Here is a 17326-nt window from a genome sequence, read left to right on the forward strand (position 1 = left end):
ACGAACATAGGCCCTTGTCTGGAATGAATCAAGTTTAGAGTGGGCCTGTTTCCGCAGCCTTCATCGTCTCGGCACGCAGCAGATCGGCGAGCGCCGCCGCGGTCAGCGGGCGGGCGTAGTGGAAGCCCTGACCGCTGCGGTAACCGAGCAGGGTCAGCTCGGTCGCCTGGGCCGGCACCTCGATGCCCTCGGCCACGGTGTCCAGGTTCAGGGCCTGGGCGAGCCGGATGACCGCCTCGGCGACGGCCGAACCCTGCGGCTCGCCGTTGAGCTCGGAGACGAAGCAGCGGTCCAGCTTGAGGATGTCGATCGGCAGCCGGGTCAGGTAGCGCAGCGACGAGTAGCCGGTGCCGAAGTCGTCGACGGCGATCCGGATGTCGTGCCGGCGCAGCACCTCCAGGACGCCGGCCCCCTCGCTCTCGTGCACCAGGGCGCTCTCGGTCAACTCCAGCACCAGGTCGTGCGGGTCGAGGCCGGCGTCGGCGAGGGTGGCGAGCACGGCGTCGGTCAGGCCGGGGCTCTTCAACTGGTACGGCGAGAGGTTCACGCTGACGTACAGCCGCCGGCCGAACTCCTGCTGCCACTGCCGGGTCTGCCGGGTGGCCTGCTCGAGCACCCACAGGCCGAGGCCGTCGATCGCGCCGGTCCGCTCGGCGGCGGCGATGAAGGTGTCCGGGAAGAGCGTGCCGCGCTCCGGGTGCTCCCAGCGGACCAGGGCCTCCACCCCGGTGATCTCGCCGGTGGCCAGCGTGACGATCGGCTGGAAGGCGAGCCGCAGCTGCCCGGCCGCGGCGGCGGCGAGCATCTCGGCGTCGAACGTCTCGGCCGCGCCGGTCGCCGACTCCAGGCCCGGGTGCCACTGCTCGGGGCGGCCGGTGCCGGCCCGCTTGGCGGCGTACATGGCCATGTCGGCGCGGTGCCGCACGGTGGCGACGTCGGTCTCCGGGTCGGTCATCACCACGCCGATGCTGCAGCGGATCGGGGTGGGCAGCCCGGCGACGTCGCGCGGCTCGGCGGCCCGGTCGAGGATGCGCTGGGCCACGGCGAGGGCCTGCTCGATATCGCCGGGCCGGTCGAGCAGGACGACGAACTCGTCGCCGCCGACCCGGGCGGCCACGTCGCTGCCGCGTACGGTCGCCCGCAGCACCTCGGCGAACGCCACCAGCATGGCGTCGCCGGCCTCGTGACCGCGGGTGTCGTTGATCTTCTTGAAGCCGTCCAGGTCGATCACCAGGACCGCGGACGCGGCGCCGGTCTCGTGGTGGCGCCGGACCGCGGCCTCCAGCGCCGGGGCCACCGACAGCCGGTTGGCCAGGCCGGTCAGGTGGTCGCGGACGACCAGGCCGTGGTTCTCCCGCATCGCCACGATCTGGCGCAGCACGACCGCGCCGGTCATCACGATCACCCCGGCGGCCAGGCCGCCCCACGGGTAGAACGCGTGTTCCCGGGCGGCCGCGAACAGCAGCATCACGTAGCCGGCGAGCAGGGCGGCGTACGGCAAATAGGCGATGCCGGAGCGTCCGCGCTGCTCCGTGCCGGTGTCGTCGCTGCGTCGCGTGATCTGCATGGCGGCGGCCATCGCCATGATCAGATCGGCGCCGTTGAGGGCCACCGAGAGTGCCGTGGGCCAGGTCATCGGGCCCTGGTCGACGAGGTACGCGTAGATGATGTCGCCGGCGAGGTAGGTGAGCAGGCCGGCCAGGAACAGCGGCAGCGGGCCGCGCCAGGACGTGACGCCGTTGCGCAGCAGCAGCGCGCACACCCCGAAGATGAGGGCGAGGTCGGTGACCGGGAAGCCGATCACGACCATGGAGTCCGGGCCGATGTGGCCGTCCTGCAGGGCCGGGCCGAGCTGGAAATACCAGGAGACGACGAAACCGCCGCCGATGACGGTGGTGAGGTCGGCGATGAACCGGGTCCGCTGCCGGCCGGTCAGCGTCTTCATCGGGAAGGCCAGGATGCCGGCGAGCACCAGCGGCGCCCACACCAGCCGGCCGATCAGCGCCGCCATGATCCCGGACAGCGGCAGCTCACCGCCGTGCATGGCGGCCATCACGACCGCGTACGGCTGGGGCAGCAGCATCACGGTGAACGCGACGGCGAACCAGCGCCACGGGCGGCGTGCGGCGGGCGACCCCCGGAACGCGGCCACCCAGCACAGGGCGGTGGTGACCACCGAGGTGATCAGGTACGACCGGAAGAACTCGGCGTTGGCCAGCGCACCCTGCGGGTTGGTCACGATCCGCGCACCGACGGTGGCGGCCGCGGCCAGTCCGATGATGATCAGCAGCGCGTGCGACCGCAGCCACCTGCCCACCTCAGCCACCACGTTGCCTCCTCCGCTGCTTGGTCCTCTCACCATCGGTCACTCTCCGAACCGGCGCCCGGAATCGGGCTAATTTGCTAGGCCACCGCGAGTGCGACCTCGCGGAACGGGTCCTCGACCGGCCGGCCGAAGTGGTAGCCCTGCGCGAAGCGGTAGCCGAGGCGGTGCAGCTCGGCCGCCTGCTCGGCGGTCTCCACGCCCTCGGCCACGGCGGCCAGGTGCAGGCCGTCGGCGACCTGGATCAGCGCCGTCGCGATCACCGCGTGCTCGCCGGCCATCGTCACCGTGTCGACGAACTGCTTGTCGACCTTGAGGGCGTCGACCGGCAGGGTGCGCAGCAGACCGAGCGACGAGTGCCCGGTGCCGAAGTCGTCCAGCGAGATCTTCACCCCGAGGTCGCGCAGCGCCTTGACCGTCTCGACCGCCTGGCCGCCACCGAAGACCGCGGTCTCGGTGATCTCCACGGTCAGATTCGACGAGATCATGCCGGTCGAGGCGAGAACCGAGGCGACCGTACGGGCGAAGTCCGGCTCGGCGAGCTGGCGGGCGGAGACGTTGACCGCCACGTGCAGCGGTGCCCGGCCGGCGAGGGTGTCCCGCCACCACACGGCCTGCTCGCAGGCCCGGCGCAGGATCCACTCGCCCAGCTCGACGATCAGCCCGTTCTCCTCGGCGACCGGGATGAAGTCGACCGGGCTGACGAAGCCCCGGGTCGGGTGCTGCCAGCGGATCAGCGTCTCGACCCCGACGATGTCGCCGGCCGGCAGCGTGACGATCGGCTGGTAGACCAGCCGGAACTGCTCGCTGTCGATGGCCAGCCGGATGTCGGCGCCCAGTCGCGCCTTCTCCCCGGCCCGGTCGTCCAGGTCCTCGGTGAAGCGCAGCCAGGGGCGCCCGGCCGCCTTGGCGGCGTACATCGCCACGTCGGCGCGGCGCAGCAGCTCACCCGGGTCGGTGGCGCCGGGCGCGGACGCGATCCCGATGCACCCGCTGATCAGCAGTTCCTGGCCGCCGGCCGGGATCGGGGCGCGCAACGCGGCCACCAGGCGGGCCGCCACCGAGTCGCCGGTCTCGGCCGACGCGTCCGGGATCAGCACCGCGAATTCGTCGCCACCCATCCGGGCCACCAGGTCGGTGCCGCGCAGCGCGGCGGTGAAGCGCCCGGCCACCGCGGCCAGCAGCTGGTCGCCGACGGCGTGACCGAAGCGGTCGTTGACCGCCTTGAACCCGGTCAGGTCGAGCAGGGCGACCTGCGGCTCGCCGTCGGCCACCGCCTCGGCCAGGCGCTGCTCGAACTGCCGGCGGTTGGCCAGCCCGGTCAGGTCGTCGCGCAGCGCGAGCTGCTCCATCTGGCCGGCCTGCCGCCGCAGCCGGACCACGAAACCGGTCATCCGGGCGGCCACCAGCAGCACCAGCACGGCGGCGGCGCAGCCGATCTCGGCCCAGCCGTCGGCGTGGCCGACCCGGGCGTCCTGCACGAAGATCATCGTGGGGATCAGCAGCATGCACGAGACAAGGATCGTGATCCGGCCGTACCGCGGCGATCCGGTGACGTCGTCCTCCCCGGGCACGTCGACGCGCGGAAGGATCGCGGCCGCGCCGAACAGCACGTTGGCCAGCATCCAGCCGATCGCGACCAGCCCTTCCGGCAGGCCCAGGCCGGGCAGGACGAACGTGACGATGTCCGACCCGACCAGGCACAGCACCCCGCCGACCACGGCGGTCACCGCGGTCCGGCGCACGCCGGCCCCGATCAGCAGGCGGGCGACCAGGGCGATCAGCACGATGTCGAAGGTGGGGTAGGCGATGGCGAGGAGGGTCGGGTCGGTCATCGGCTCGATGACGAACAGCCACCACACCAGGCCGAGGCCGCCGGCGATCACCGCGGCGTCCAGGTAACCGGCCCGGTCCAGGCGTAACCGGCGGTGCGCCAGCCGGAGCGCGCCCGCGACCAGCAGCGGGTAGGCCAACAGGTAGAACACGTCGGCCGGCGACTGCCACGGGGAGCGGTGCAGCACCTGCCGGTAGATCTCGTAGGTCACGTCGCCGAGCAGCCGGGACGCCGCGGCGGCGGCGATCAGCGACCAGCCGAGCCGGCTCCCGCCGCCCTGCACGGCCCGCACCACCAGGGCGATCACGACCGCCAGGGCGAGCGCGTCGTAGACGTACGCCGCGGCCGGCGTGCCGATCGGCACGAACTGGTAGCCCGCGACCACGCCGAGGCCGACGGTGCACCACGCGGCGAGCACGTCCTGCCTGATCCTGGTCATGGCAGTACATTCGCCGGAATCGCCCCCCGGCTGAGTGCTTGTGCATTGCCGGACGGGTGCGCTTGAGTTGGGCGTGCGCCATTACGCCGTACACCTCGAATCGCCGAACGGCGCCGCCGGCACGGTGGCCGCCTATGGCCACTGGGGCCGGCCCCTGCTGGTTTTCCCCACCGAGAAAGGGTCGGCGGGGGAGTGGGCCGAGCAGGGCATGGTGGCCGCGGTCGAGCACCTGATCGACGCCGGCCGGATCAAGCTGTACTGCGTCGACTCGTTCGACGCCGGCACCTGGTCGGCGGCGCACCTGTCACTGGAGGAGCGGGCCCGGTCGCATGCCGGCTACGAGTCGTGGCTCCTCGACGCGGTCGTGCCGCACATCCGCGCCGGCACCGGCGACGCCGACATCGTCACCGCGGGTTGCTCGCTCGGGGCGTTCCACGCGCTCAACCTGGCGTTCCGCCGCGCCGATCTGTTCCCGCAGGCCCTGTGCTTCTCCGGCAACTACGGCCCGGGCGTGTGGAACGGCTGGGGCGAGCGGGGCGACGCGTTCTACTTCAACAGCCCGGTCGACTACGTGGCCAACCTGCACGGCGACCACCTCGACTGGCTGCGGTCCCGGCTGTCGCTGCTGCTGGTCTGCGGGCAGGGGCAGTGGGAGGACACCACCGGCGCGCTCGACTCGACCCGGCAGATGGCGGCCCTGCTGGCGGACAAGAGCATCCCGCACGAGCTGGACGTGTGGGGGCCGGACGTGCCGCACGACTGGCCGTCGTGGCGCGCCCAGCTGGCCCATCACCTGCCCCGCTTCTGCTAGCCGGCTCCGCCGACGTGGCCTGCGTCATGCCGCCGACTTCGCTCAAGCCGGTCGCCGCCTGCCGATAGGAAGCCGTGCGGAAAGCGGGCTGGTGGGGCGGATGGATCGCGGTCGGGTTGCTGGCGACCGTGATCCACTACCTGCTGCCCGGCGACGGTCTCCGGTCCGATCTCGTCTACGACGCCACCGGGCTGGCGGCCGGCCTGCTGATCCTGGTCGCGGTGCGGCTGCACCGCCCGGCCCGCCCGGCCATGTGGTATCTGTTCGCGGCCGGCCAGATCCTGTCGGTCACCGGCGACTTCACCTGGGAGTACTACGAGTACGTACGGCACGAGGAGCCGTACCCGTCGTTCGCGGACGTCTTCTACGTCGCCTCCTATCTGCCGCTGATCGCCGGGCTGTTCCTGCTGGTGCGGCGCGGGCGCGGGAACGGCGGCAGCCTGCTCGACGCGGCCATGGTGGCGACCGGGCTGGGCCTGGCCATGTGGGTGTTCGTGCTGCATCCGGTGGCGGCCGGCGAGTCGGCGTCGACCCTGGAACGCGTGATCAGCACCGCCTACCCGGCCCTGGACGCCCTGCTGCTGACGATGCTGGCCGGGCTCTTCGCCGATCCGGCGTCGCGCACCCCGAGCACCCGCCTCCTGGGGCTGGCCGCGATGCTGCTGCTGGTCTCCGACGTGGCCTTCTCGGTGGCGTCGCTGTACTGGGGATACGACGGTCACCTGCTGGACGGCGGCTGGATGATGGCCTACGTCGTCTGGGCGGCGGCCGCCCTGCACCCGTCGATGTCGGCGGCGGCCGCCCCGGAACGCCCGGAGAGCGCGAACCGGGTCAGCCCGCGGCGGCTCGCCGTGCTGGGCGGCTGCTCGGTGCTGGCGCCGAGCCTGCTGTTCCTGCCCCGGATCGGCGCGGACCGGCTGGACCGGGCGGTCGTCGCCGCCGCGGCCGTGCTCCTGTTCCTGCTCGGCCTGGCCCGGATGGCCGGCTTCGTCAGCAAGATCCGCCGGCTGGCGATGCAGGACGACCTGACCGGCCTGAGCAACCGCCGGCACTTCGCCGAGACGCTGGGTGCCGCCCTGGCCGCCGGCCGGGCCGAGGTCGTCCTGCTCGGGCTGAGCAACTTCAAGGCGCTCAACGACGAGGTCGGCCAGGTGATCGGCGACCGTCTGCTGGTCCTGTTCGCCGGCCGGCTGCGCGCGGCCGTGGGGGAGGGAGCCCTGGTCGCCCGGGTCAGCGGGGACGAGTTCGCGGTGCTGCTGACGGAGTCCGGCGACATGGACCGGATCGTGGCCACCGTCCACGACCCGATCCGGGTGGGTGACCACGAGATCCTGCTCGTCGCCGGGGCCGGGGTCGGCGACGGCACCGGCACCTCCGACCCGGCCGAGGTGCTGCGCCGGGCCGGGGTGGCGATGTATGCGGCGAAGCGGACCGGCGAGCCGTACCGGAGCTGGAGCCCGGCCATGGACGAGCGGGCCGGCCAGAACGCCCGGCTGGGCGCGCAGATGCGGGCCGGGCTGGACGACGGCCAGTTCCGGGTGGTCTACCAGCCGATCGTGGCGGTGCCGGAGCGCCGGGTGGTGGCGGTGGAGGCGCTGGTGCGGTGGGACCACCCGGACCGGGGCCCGATCAGCCCCGCCCATTTCATCCCGGTCGCCGAGCAGAACGGGCTCATCGTCGAGCTGGGCGAATGGATCCTGGTCACCGCCTGCCGGCAACTGGCCCGGTGGCGGGCCGAGCTGGGCGATCGTGCGCCGGACAAGGTGAGCGTCAACGCGTCGGCCCGGCAGCTCGCCCGGCCCGGCTTCGCCGCGACGGTCACCCGGGTGCTGGCCGACGCCGGCCTGCCGGCCCGGTGCCTGACCATCGAGGTGACCGAGACCGCGGTCTTCGAGGGCGGTCAGGCCATCACCACGCTGCACGAGCTGCGGGCGCTGGGGGTGCGGATCGCGCTCGACGACTTCGGCACCGGGCACTCGTCGCTCCGCCTGCTGCAGACCGTGCCGGTGGACATCCTCAAGGTCGACAAGTTGTTCGTCGACCACATCACCGAGGCCGGCCGGCCGACCGTGATCGCCCGGTCGCTGATCCAGATCAGCGACGGGCTGGGCCTGACCGCGGTGGCCGAGGGCGTGGAGACCGCCGCACAGGCCGAGGCGCTGTACCGCCTGGGCTACCGGCTGCTGCAGGGCTACCATTTTGGCCGCCCGGTCGCTGAACCCGACTTCGACCTGACCGGCGTGCGGGCCGCCGCCTGAAAGGCCCGGCAGCAGGGAGTACGCCATGACCGCGCGCAAGGTTCTCTTCATCGGTGGCACCGGGAACATCAGCTCGGCCTGTGCCCGGCTGGCCGTCGACTCCGGCATCGACCTCGCCGTCCTCACCCGCGGCAGCACCACCGACCGGCCGCTGCCGGCCGGGGTCACCACGCTGATCGGGGACATCCGCGACCCGGCCTCGGTGGCGGGCGCGCTCGGCGACCGGACGTTCGACGCGGTGGTCGACTGGGTCGCGTTCACCACCGGGCACGTCCAGGCCGACATCGACCTGTTCCGCGGCCGCACCGGGCAGTACGTGTTCATCAGCTCGGCATCGGCCTACCAGAAGCCGCCGGGCCGGGTGCCGATCCTGGAGTCGACGCCCCTGCACAACCCGTTCTGGCAGTACTCCCGGGACAAGATCGCCTGCGAGGAAGTGCTGATCCGGGCCTACCGCGAGGAGGGCTTCCCGGTCACCGTCGTGCGGCCGTCGCACACCTACGACCGGACCAGCATCCCGCTCGACGGCGGCTGGACCGTCATCGACCGGATGCGCCGCGGTCAGGAGATCGTCGTGCACGGCGACGGCACCTCGCTGTGGACGCTCACCCACCACACCGACTTCGCGAAGGCGTTCGTGCCGCTGCTCGGCCACACCCGCACGATCGGCGAGAGCTACCACATCACCTCCGACGACGTGCTCACCTGGAACCAGATCGCCGAGACCCTGGCCGCCGCGGCCGGCACCACGGCCCGCATCGTGCACGTCCCGTCGGACGCGATCGCCGCCGCCGACCCGGCGTGGGGTGCCGGCCTGCTCGGCGACAAGGCCCACTCGGTGGTCTTCGACAACGCCAAGATCAAGCAGGTGGTGCCCGGCTACGTCGCCACCGTGCCGTTCGAGCAGGGCGCCCGGGAGATCATCGACTGGTACGACGCCGACCCGTCCCGGCAGCACGTCGACCCCGCGACCGACCAGCTGATCGACAAGCTGGTGGCCGCTCACCGGGTGGACATCCGCTGAGGTCCATCCACGCCTAGTCGTAGGGGCCGGCCTCCTCGACCCACCGCCGGAAGCGTTCCGCCGGTGGGGCCGGCTTGCGGTCGGTGCGCCAGGTCAGGCCGACCACCCGCTCGGCGCCCGGGGCCCACAGCGGGATGCCGATCGTGCCGGTCGCGCCGGCGAACTGCTCCGGCACCACGGCCACGCCCAGGCCCGCGCCGACCAGGCCCTCGACCGTGCCCAGGTCGCCGATCTCGAACGCCACCCGCAACGTCGCGCCGGCCGCCGCGAACAGCTCCTCCACCTGGGCGCGGAACCCGAAGCCGGGCGGCACGGTGACGAAATCCTCGCCGGCCACGTCGGCCGGGCGGGCCGAACGCCGCCCGGCCAGGCGGTGTCCGGGCGGGACGATCAGGGCCAGGCGCTGCCGCTGCATCACCTGCCAGCCGTACGGCCCGTCCGGGCGCGGTGAGGTCAGGGCCAGCTCGGCCGCGCCGGTGGTCAGGTCGCGCAGGATCTCGTGGCTCGGCTCCTGGCGCAGCTCGATCCGTAGGTGCGGCGCCCGCTGCCGGACGTCGTGCAGCATCCGCGGCACCAGCGACGTCGACATCGAGTCGAGGAAGGCGAGCCGGACCGTGCCCGAGTCGGGGTCGAGCGCGCTGGCCAGGTCGCGGCGCAGCCGGTCGTACCGCTCGACGATGTCCCGGGAGGCGGCCAGGGCGAGCTCGCCGAGCGGGTTCGGGTGCACCCCCTTGGCGTCCCGTTCGAAGAGCCGGGCGCCCAGTTCGGCCTCGATCCGCACCAGCAGCCGGGACAGGGTCGGCTGGCTGGTCTGCAGCGCGGCGGCGGCCTCGGTGACGTGTTGGTGCTCACCCAGAACCAGCAAACTGCGGAGCTCCTCGATCTGCACGGCAGGCATCATACGACGTACGCATGCAACTGACGCTTTTCATGTATTAGACGCATGGAAGCTGGTGGCGGAGGTTGGCCGGGTGCGTACCAACCTCGGATACCAGGCCGGCACCGTCGGCTACCGCCGCGTCTGCCTGGCCCTGTTCGCCGCCGGCGTCGCCACGTTCGCCCTGCTCTACAGCACCCAGGCGGTGCTGCCCGAGCTGGCCGGCGCCTTCCGGATCACCCCCGGCCAGGCCGTCTGGTCACTGTCGGTGGCGACGATCGGCCTCGGCGTCGCGCTGCTGATCACCGGCCCGCTCTCCGAGAAGATCGGCCGCACCCGCCTGATCCACCTGTCCCTGACCCTGTCCGGCATCGTCGGCCTGGCCTGCGCGATCGCGCCGAGCTGGCCGGCGCTGCTCGGCCTGCGGCTGCTGCAGGGCATCGCGCTGGCCGGCCTGCCCGCGGTCGCCACCGCCTACCTGCGCGAGGAACTGCACGCCGGGACGCACGCCCGCGCGGCCGGCCTCTACATCGGCGGCACCGCCCTGGGCGGCATGTCCGGCCGGCTGGTCACCGGCTGGGTCGCCGAGGCGGCCGGCTGGCGCTGGGCCCTGGCCGCGGTCGCCCTGCTCGGCCTGTTCTGCGCTTTTGTCGTCGCTGGGGTCCTGCCCGCGTCGCGCAACTTCGCCCCCCGGCGCTCGCGGACGGTGACGTTGCGCGCGGTCACCGACCCGGCGCTGCTCTCCCTCTACGGCATCGGCGCGTGCGCGATGGGCGCATTCGTGGCCGTCTACAACGCGATCGGCTTCCGCCTGACCGCGGCGCCGTTCCTGCTCGGCGCGGGCGCGGCCGGCGCGGTCTTCCTGGTCTACCCGGTCGGCACGCTGAGCTCGACCCTGTCCGGCCGGCTGGCCGACCGCTACGGCCGCCGCGCGGTGATGCCGTTCGGCTGCCTGCTGACCGCGGCCGGCCTGCTGCTCACCCTGCCCGACCGACTGCCGGTGGTGGTGCTGGGCTTGGCGGTGATGACCGCCGGCTTCTTCTGGACCCACGGCGTGGCCAGCGGCTGGGTCCCGGTCCGGGCGCACGCCGCCGGCCTGCCGGCCGGCCAGGCGGCCTCGCTGTACCTGTTCTTCTACTACGCGGGTTCGTCCATCTTCGGAAGCCTTTCCGGTACGGCGTGGTCCCTCGGCGCCTGGCCCGCCGTGGTCACCCTGGCCTTCGCGTTCGTCGTGCTCAGCGGCCTGCTGGCCACCGGCCTGCGCCGAGTCCCGGCCCTGATCCCGGCGTCGCCGCCCGCCCGACAGCCCGCCGGCGCCACCCACTGAGCGAACCGCCCTGCCAGCGCGTGCTTGTCGGCCCGTGCCTGTCAGCCCGCGCCCGTCAGCCCGCGCTTGGCTCGTCGCACCAGAACGATTTCCTTGATGTCGGGGCCTCGGGCGTGCGACGAGAGCCCGATTTCCAGGAAATCGGGCTCTGACTGCGAGGGCGAGGCCCCGGCTTCCGCGAAGTCGGTAGCCGGGGCGGCCACTCCGGTGGAGGGCTTTGCCCTGGTGTTGGATGGGGCCATGACGATCATGGAACGGCTGGCCGGCACTTCCCGGATCGGGCTGGGGCTGGCGGCTGTCGGGCGGCCGGGGTACATCAATCTCGGGCGAGACGTGGATCTGCCTGCCGATCGCACGGTCGAGGTGATGCGGGACCGCGCGCACGAGCTGCTCGACCGGGCGTACGCGTCGGGGGTCCGGTATTTCGACGTCGCGCGCTCCTATGGTCGCGCCGAGGAGTTCCTCGCCGGTTGGCTGGGCGGCCGGCCGGATGTTGCGGACGTCGTCGTTGGCAGTAAGTGGGGTTACACCTATACCGCCGGGTGGCGGATCGATGCCGAGAAACACGAGGTCAAGGACCACGGTGTGGCGACCTTCGAGCGGCAGCTCGGGGAGACGCGGGCGCTGCTCGGGGATCGGCTCGATCTCTATCAGGTCCACTCGGTCACGCCGGACAGCCCGGCGCTGCACGACGTCGAGCTCCATGCGCAGCTTGCCGATCTCGCCGCGCAGGGCGTCACCATCGGGCTGTCGGCCAGCGGTCCGGGGCAGGGTGCGGTGATCCGGGCCGCGCTGGGGGTCGAGGTTGGTGGGCGACCGCTGTTCCGCAGCGTGCAGGCCACCTGGAACCTGCTCGAACCGAGCGCCGGGCCGGCCCTCGCCGAGGCCCATGATGCGGGCTGCCTGGTCATCGTCAAGGAGGCCCTGGCCAACGGGCGGCTCGCGGTGGGGGAGCGGGCGCCCGGCGACGTGGCCGCCCTCGCCGCGGTGCTTGCCCAGCCGTGGGTGACGATCGCGCTCTCCGGCGCGGCAACCACCGCCCAGCTGACCTCGAACATGCGAGCCGAAGACCCGCGAGCCGAAGACCCGCGAGCCGATGATCCGCGAGCCGATGATCCGCGAGCCGAAGATCCGCGAGCCGAAGATCCGCGAGCCGATGATCCGCGAGCCGAAGATCCGCAGGCTGAGGGACCGCGGGCGGGAGACGCGGAGGCCGGGGGTGCCGGGTGGGGAGAGCTGGCGATGCCGGCTGAGGTCTATTGGCGGGAGCGGTCAGCTCTGGCCTGGGGTTAGGAGCTCTACGCCGTTTGATGCCAGGGCGTCGCGCAGGTCGGGCGGGGGTGCGGCGTCGGTGATCAGGTAGTCGGCGGCGCCCAGCTCGGAGACCTGGGCGAACAGGCGGCGGCCGAACTTCGACGAGTCGGCCAGGATGGCCACCCTTGCGGCTCGGGAGATCATCTCCTGCATCATGGCGGCCTCGGCCAGGTTGCTCGTCGTGTAGCCCGCGTCGGCGGACACCGCTCCCACGCCGATCAGCGCCAGGTCGCAGCTGATGTCCAGCTCGGCGCCGGTGTTGCCGCGGAAGCTGACCGGGCCGACGGTGGCCAGGGTCAGGGCGCGCACCGCGCCGCCGAAGACGTAGATGTCGCGGACCGAGGTCGGCGGCAGCGCGCCCGGCACCAGCAGGTTGTTGGTCGCCACCGTGAGGTCGCGGTGCTGGCCGAGGTTGCGGGCGAGGGCGAGGATCGTCGTCCCGCCGTTGATCATGATGGTCGAGCCGTCCTGGACCAGGGCCGCGGCCAGCGCCGCGATCTTCTCCTTCTCCTGCTCCTGCACGGTGAGCCGCTGGTCGACGGCGCGGTCGGTGCGGGAGACGGTGGAGAGGCTGACGGCGCCGCCGTAGGTGCGGACGAGGCTGCCCTCGGCGGCCAGCTGATCGAGATCGCGTCGAACGGTGTCGATCGAGACGCCGAAGCGTTCGGCCAGCTCGCCGACCGTGACCTGACCGGTCTCGGCGACATACGCCGCCAGCTGGGCTTTGCGGCCGGCCGGCAGGTGACGCTGCCGCTCGTTGCTGTCGACGCTCACTGATCCCCCCTCGTCAGTGCGGCAGTATGCCACAAATGCGTGTCCATTGAGCACACCGCTGCGTAGAGCTGCGGAGAGCCGCAAGGTTGGGCACGACCAGCCAAAAGACCACGCTGACGCGCCAATGCCCAGCTCGGCGGGTGGCTCCGAGCTGCCTTATTCTGCTCCATGGCGCAACAGTATGCCGTACTCCGCAGTTTTCTGCTGTTCTTCTCTTGTCTTCATCTGTAACACGCTGCTAACGTGGCGCCAACACGGCAGAGAACAGAAAGATCTCTATATAGAAGGAGTCCGCCATGGCGGTTTCTGCATCCCGGCTGAAGCGAGTAATAGGGGCGGTGACGGCGGCCAGCCTGGTCGCGTTCGTCGCGGCGTGTGGCGGCGGCGACTCGGATGACTCGGCTTCGGGCGGAGATGTGACGCTCGAGTTCGCCCAGTGGTGGGGCGCGGAGCTTCCGGCCGGCGATTTCGACAAGATCATTAACGACTTCACGACGGCAAACCCGAATATCAAGATCAAGCTGATCTCGGCGCCGTACGCTTCGACCAAGCAGCAGCTGATCACCGGCGCGGCCTCGAAGACCCTCCCGGACGTGGTGGGCCTCGACGGCGCCTGGGTCAACGACTTCGCCAAGCAGGGCGCGATCGCCGACATGTCCAAGCTGATGACCGACGCGAACTATGACTCCAGCCAGCTGGCCAGCCAGATCCAGCTCGAGGGCAAGACGTACATGATCCCGGTGGTCAACTTCGTCTACCCGCTGTTCGTCAACAAGGACCTGCTGACCAAGGCCGGCGTCGCCAAGACGCCGAGCACGCGCACCGAGTTCCTCGACGCGGCCAAGAAGATCAGCGCCACCGGCGGCAACGTGAAGGGCTGGGCGCTCCCGCTCGACACCGCCGTCCCCAACGGCATCCAGAACGACGTGATGTCCTGGCTCTGGGCCTCCGGCGGCAGCATGCTGGCCGACGGCAAGCCGGCGCTGCAGACCGACGCGGTCAAGAGCACCGTCGAGTACGTCAAGAGCCTCAACGACGCGAACGTCATCGCCCCCGGTTCCCTCACCATGAAGGAGCAGGACAAGGTCGAGAAGTTCACCCAGGGCCAGGTCGGCATGATGATCGACTCGCTCGCGCACGTCAGCCTGATCAAGAAGAACAAGCCGGACCTGAAGTTCGAGATCGCGGCCATCCCGGCCGAGGACAGCTACACCGGCAAGCGCGGTATCCCGTACGCGTCCTGGGGCATCGGCATCTCGAACTCCACCAAGCACAAGGCCGAGGCGTTCAAGTTCGTCTCCTACCTGATGAGCGCGGAGACCAACGCGAAGCTCGCCACGATCGCCAACGGCTTCACCGGCAACAAGAACGCCGAGCCCGACTTCAGCAACAGCGACCCGCTGTTCAAGCAGGCGTTCGACATCTACAAGGAGGGCACCCCGGCCAACGAGTTCGTCGGCCTGCCCAAGTCCGAGGACCTCATGCGCAGCTTCGACGAGCAGCTCCAGCTCGTGCTGACCGGCAAGTCGAGCGTCGATGACGCCCTCGCCAAGGCGCAGGAGTCCTGGTCCTCGGTGATCGGTTAGTCCGCCCGGGCGCCGTGCCGGCCCCCTGACATAAAGCCGGTACGGCGCCCGACCTAGGAGACAAGCCATGACAATGCTCGCAACGAAGACCGCCGCGCCGGTCGAACCGGCGGCCCCCAAACGAAAGTCCCTGGCCCGGCGCCTGGTCCCGTACGGCTACCTGTCCCCCACGATCGTCCTGATCGTGGTCCTGATGGTGGTCCCCATCGTCATGGTGATCAGCTATTCGTTCCGGGACAACGTGATCGTCCAGGACAACTCGGTGTTCGCCGGGTTCGCCAACTACACCAAGGTGCTCACCGATCCGGACTTCCTGGCCGCGATCAAGAACACCGCCATCTTCATCACCGTCAGCATGGTGGCCCACCTGGTCCTCGGCCTGGCGTTCGCGATGATGCTCAACACCGAGCTGCTCGGCGGGGTCACCAAGGCCATCTTCCGGATCGTCTACATCCTGCCGTGGCTGTTCACGATCGCGGTCATCGCGGTCATCTGGCGGCTGCTGCTCGACCCGGCCGGCGTCATCAACTACGTGCTGCACTCGATCGGCCTGATCAACGAGGGCGTGAACTGGCTCGGTGATCCGGGCAAGGCGCTGTGGGCGGTCACGTTCATCAACATCTGGTCGGGCTACCCGTTCTTCATGATCAGCCTGCTGGCCGGTCTGCAGGGCATTCCCAAGGACCTGTACGAAGCGGCCGCGGTCGACGGCACCAACTGGTTCCAGCGGTTCCGCCACGTGACACTGCCCCAGCTCCGGCCAGTGATCATCAGCATGGCGGTGCTCGACCTGATCTGGACGTCGCAGCAGTTCGCGCTGATCTGGATGACGACCGGCGGCGGCCCGCTGAACACCACCGAGATGCTCAGCACCTACACCTACAAGCAGGCATTCAGCGAGTACGAGTTCTCGACCGCGTCCGCCGCGGCCGTGATCGTCCTGCTGCTGACGATGATCCTGGCCTTCTTCTACGTGCGTCAGCAAAGGGAGCGGTGATCGCCGTGGCCGTGGCCGTCAAGACCAAGCGCACGCTCGCCAAATCCGGCGTCCTTGCCGGGCTGATCATCGGTGGCCTGTTCGCCGGCCTGCCGGTGCTGTGGATGCTCTCCACGTCGTTCAAGGGCAACGGGGACGTCTTCCAGAACCCGCCGAAGCTGATCACCTCGACGTTCTCGTTCGACGCGTACTCCGAAATCCTCGGTAACGGGACCCAGCTGCGCTACTTCCTGAACAGCTACATCGTCGCGATCGCGGTGACCCTGCTGACGCTGCTGGTGGCGCTGCTGGCCGGCTTCGCGTTCAGCCGCTTCAACTTCCCGTTCCAGAAGACCATCAACGCGGTGATCGTCAGCGTGCAGGCGGTGCCACCGATCACGCTCGTCATCCCGTACTTCGGCCTGGTCGTCGGTCTTGGCCTCTACAACACCTACGCCGGCCTGATCCTCACGCACATGGTGTTCACGCTCCCGTACGCGATCATCATGATCACCGCGTATCTGAACACGCTCCCGAAGGAGCTGGACGAGTCCGTCAAGGTCGACGGCGGCACCGGCTGGACCGCACTGTGGCGGATCCTCGTGCCGATCTCGGTGCCCGGCCTGATCGCGGTCGGGGTCTACACGTTCATGATCTCGTGGAACGAATACCTGTTCGCTCTCACGCTGACCCGCACCGATGACATGCGCACGGTGCCGATCGGCATTCAGATGCTCATGGGCCAGCACTCGTACGAGTGGAACCAGATGATGGCCATGAGCATTCTCGGCTCCATTCCCGTTCTCGTCCTCTTCCTGCTGTTCCAGCGGCGATTCATCGGCGGACTGACCGCCGGCGCCGTCAAGGCATGACCCCCTCGCACTGCATTACCGAACCAAAGGGAGAAACACCGAAATGCTGACGACCGGCAAGGCGATCCTGGATGTCGCCAATGAGCACAGCTTCGCCGTGCCCGCCTTCAACATCAGCGACTGGGCGATGTTCAAGGGAATCGTGGAGATCAGCGAGGAGACGAACGCTCCGCTGATGGTGGCGATCCACCCGGACGAGGTCAAGCACATCGGCCCCGAGATGATCAAGGGCATCATCGAGCGGGCGCACCGGTCGAGCATCCCGATCGCGATCCACTGGGACCACGGCGCCACCTACGCGCAGATGCTCGAAGCGTTCCAGTACGGGTTCACCTCGGTCATGCTCGACGCCTCGACCAAGCCGTTCGACGAGAACGTGGCGATCTCCAAGCGCGTCGTCGACTCGGCGCACGTGCTCGGCATCTCGGTCGAGGCCGAGCTCGGCACGATCGGCGCGAACGACAGTTACGCCGAGTCCGAGGGCACCGCGACGATCATCTATACCGACCCGGACGACGCGGTCACCTTCGTCGAGCAGACGGGCGTCGACTCGCTCGCCGTCGCGATCGGGACCTACCACGGCTTCTTCCCGAAGAACCTGAAGCCGGAGCTCAAGCTCGACCTGCTCAAGGAGATCAAGAGCCGGGTGCAGATCCCGCTGGTGCTGCACGGCGGCTCCAACAACCCGGACGACGAAATCCGCGAGGCCGCGCGAATCGGCATTAACAAAATCAACATCTCGACCGACATCAAGGTGGCCTACCACAACAAGATGCGCGAGGTGCTCGGCACCGACGAGAAGGTCCGCGAGCCCAACGCCATCCAGCCCGCCTGCATCGAGGCCATGAAGATCGTCGCCGCCCAGAAGATCGAGCTCTTCGGCGCCGACGGCAAGGGCTCGCTGTTCTGAG

General features: G+C 70.2%; 14 protein-coding genes. 9 read left to right on the forward strand and 5 right to left on the reverse strand.

The genetic code is table 11. The features are described 5' to 3' along the window. Positions 1-34 precede the first annotated feature (34 nt). Entirely contained in the window at positions 35-2329 is a 2295-nt protein-coding gene (locus tag Adu01nite_RS12525; protein ID WP_203726790.1) for a putative bifunctional diguanylate cyclase/phosphodiesterase, read from the reverse strand. A 74-nt stretch (positions 2330-2403) separates the two neighbouring features. Then, the gene (locus Adu01nite_RS12530; RefSeq protein WP_203726791.1) at positions 2404-4596 is read right to left on the reverse strand and encodes a putative bifunctional diguanylate cyclase/phosphodiesterase; all 2193 of its coding nucleotides are present in this window, start codon (positions 4594-4596) and stop codon (positions 2404-2406) included. Between the two features lie 73 nt (positions 4597-4669). Between Adu01nite_RS12530 and Adu01nite_RS12535 the strand changes: the two genes are divergently transcribed. From Adu01nite_RS12535 to Adu01nite_RS12545, 3 genes are all read left to right on the forward strand, one after another. Continuing rightward, positions 4670-5407: an esterase family protein gene (locus Adu01nite_RS12535; protein ID WP_203726792.1), complete on the forward strand. Its 738-nt coding sequence runs from the start codon at positions 4670-4672 to the stop codon at positions 5405-5407. 74 nt (positions 5408-5481) lie between these two features. Then, positions 5482-7665, forward strand: a complete 2184-nt coding sequence (locus Adu01nite_RS12540; RefSeq protein WP_203726793.1) for a putative bifunctional diguanylate cyclase/phosphodiesterase — start codon at positions 5482-5484, stop codon at positions 7663-7665. A gap of 25 nt (positions 7666-7690) precedes the next feature. Further along, positions 7691-8689 carry an NAD-dependent epimerase/dehydratase family protein gene (locus Adu01nite_RS12545; RefSeq protein WP_203726794.1) on the forward strand — a complete coding sequence of 333 codons (999 nt, stop codon included), beginning with the start codon at positions 7691-7693 and terminating at the stop codon, positions 8687-8689. 13 nt (positions 8690-8702) lie between these two features. Here Adu01nite_RS12545 and Adu01nite_RS12550 read toward each other — a convergent pair whose 3' ends face one another. Next, entirely contained in the window at positions 8703-9578 is an 876-nt protein-coding gene (locus Adu01nite_RS12550) for a LysR family transcriptional regulator (RefSeq protein ID WP_203726795.1), read from the reverse strand. An 82-nt stretch (positions 9579-9660) separates the two neighbouring features. Between Adu01nite_RS12550 and Adu01nite_RS12555 the strand changes: the two genes are divergently transcribed. Next, entirely contained in the window at positions 9661-10893 is a 1233-nt protein-coding gene (locus Adu01nite_RS12555; RefSeq protein ID WP_203726796.1) for an MFS transporter, read from the forward strand. 41 nt (positions 10894-10934) lie between these two features. Here Adu01nite_RS12555 and Adu01nite_RS12560 read toward each other — a convergent pair whose 3' ends face one another. Then, the gene (locus Adu01nite_RS12560; protein ID WP_203726797.1) at positions 10935-11144 is read right to left on the reverse strand and encodes a hypothetical protein; all 210 of its coding nucleotides are present in this window, start codon (positions 11142-11144) and stop codon (positions 10935-10937) included. Between Adu01nite_RS12560 and Adu01nite_RS12565 the strand changes: the two genes are divergently transcribed. After that, complete coding sequence (locus Adu01nite_RS12565) at positions 11134-12186, forward strand: aldo/keto reductase (RefSeq protein ID WP_239132336.1); 1053 nt, start codon at positions 11134-11136, stop codon at positions 12184-12186. The genes Adu01nite_RS12560 and Adu01nite_RS12565 overlap by 11 nt on opposite strands. Here Adu01nite_RS12565 and Adu01nite_RS12570 read toward each other — a convergent pair. Further along, positions 12166-12981 carry a DeoR/GlpR family DNA-binding transcription regulator gene (locus Adu01nite_RS12570; protein WP_239132337.1) on the reverse strand — a complete coding sequence of 272 codons (816 nt, stop codon included), beginning with the start codon at positions 12979-12981 and terminating at the stop codon, positions 12166-12168. The genes Adu01nite_RS12565 and Adu01nite_RS12570 overlap by 21 nt on opposite strands. 296 nt (positions 12982-13277) lie before the next feature. On the opposite strand from Adu01nite_RS12570, the gene Adu01nite_RS12575 reads away from it, so the two are divergent. The 4 genes from Adu01nite_RS12575 to Adu01nite_RS12590 all read left to right on the forward strand — a co-directional run bounded on the left by Adu01nite_RS12575 (position 13278) and on the right by Adu01nite_RS12590 (position 17325). Beyond that, positions 13278-14567, forward strand: a complete 1290-nt coding sequence (locus tag Adu01nite_RS12575) for an ABC transporter substrate-binding protein (protein WP_203726798.1) — start codon at positions 13278-13280, stop codon at positions 14565-14567. A gap of 67 nt (positions 14568-14634) precedes the next feature. Further along, positions 14635-15564 (forward strand): carbohydrate ABC transporter permease, encoded by a 930-nt coding sequence (locus Adu01nite_RS12580; RefSeq protein WP_239132338.1) that lies wholly within the window; start codon positions 14635-14637, stop codon positions 15562-15564. Then, positions 15561-16415, forward strand: coding sequence for a carbohydrate ABC transporter permease (locus tag Adu01nite_RS12585; protein WP_239132339.1), 855 nt, complete (start codon positions 15561-15563; stop codon positions 16413-16415). Before Adu01nite_RS12580 ends, Adu01nite_RS12585 begins: the two co-directional genes overlap by 4 nt. 43 nt (positions 16416-16458) lie before the next feature. Continuing rightward, positions 16459-17325 (forward strand): ketose-bisphosphate aldolase, encoded by an 867-nt coding sequence (locus tag Adu01nite_RS12590; RefSeq protein WP_203726799.1) that lies wholly within the window; start codon positions 16459-16461, stop codon positions 17323-17325. Position 17326: the final 1 nt, after the last annotated feature.

The sequence above is a fragment of the Paractinoplanes durhamensis genome (assembly GCF_016862175.1).
GTDB lineage: Bacteria > Actinomycetota > Actinomycetes > Mycobacteriales > Micromonosporaceae > Actinoplanes > Actinoplanes durhamensis.

What these genes read in the sequence shown, in the direction of transcription:
- Adu01nite_RS12530 (WP_203726791.1), bottom strand. Translation starts at nt 4,596, where the DNA reads ATGACCAGGATCAGGCAGGACGTGCTCGCCGCGTGGTGCACCGTCGGC.
- Adu01nite_RS12545 (WP_203726794.1), top strand. Translation starts at nt 7,691, where the DNA reads ATGACCGCGCGCAAGGTTCTCTTCATCGGTGGCACCGGGAACATCAGC.
- Adu01nite_RS12565 (WP_239132336.1), top strand. Translation starts at nt 11,134, where the DNA reads ATGACGATCATGGAACGGCTGGCCGGCACTTCCCGGATCGGGCTGGGG.
- Adu01nite_RS12560 (WP_203726797.1), bottom strand. Translation starts at nt 11,144, where the DNA reads ATGATCGTCATGGCCCCATCCAACACCAGGGCAAAGCCCTCCACCGGA.
- Adu01nite_RS12575 (WP_203726798.1), top strand. Translation starts at nt 13,278, where the DNA reads ATGGCGGTTTCTGCATCCCGGCTGAAGCGAGTAATAGGGGCGGTGACG.
- Adu01nite_RS12580 (WP_239132338.1), top strand. Translation starts at nt 14,635, where the DNA reads ATGACAATGCTCGCAACGAAGACCGCCGCGCCGGTCGAACCGGCGGCC.
- Adu01nite_RS12590 (WP_203726799.1), top strand. Translation starts at nt 16,459, where the DNA reads ATGCTGACGACCGGCAAGGCGATCCTGGATGTCGCCAATGAGCACAGC.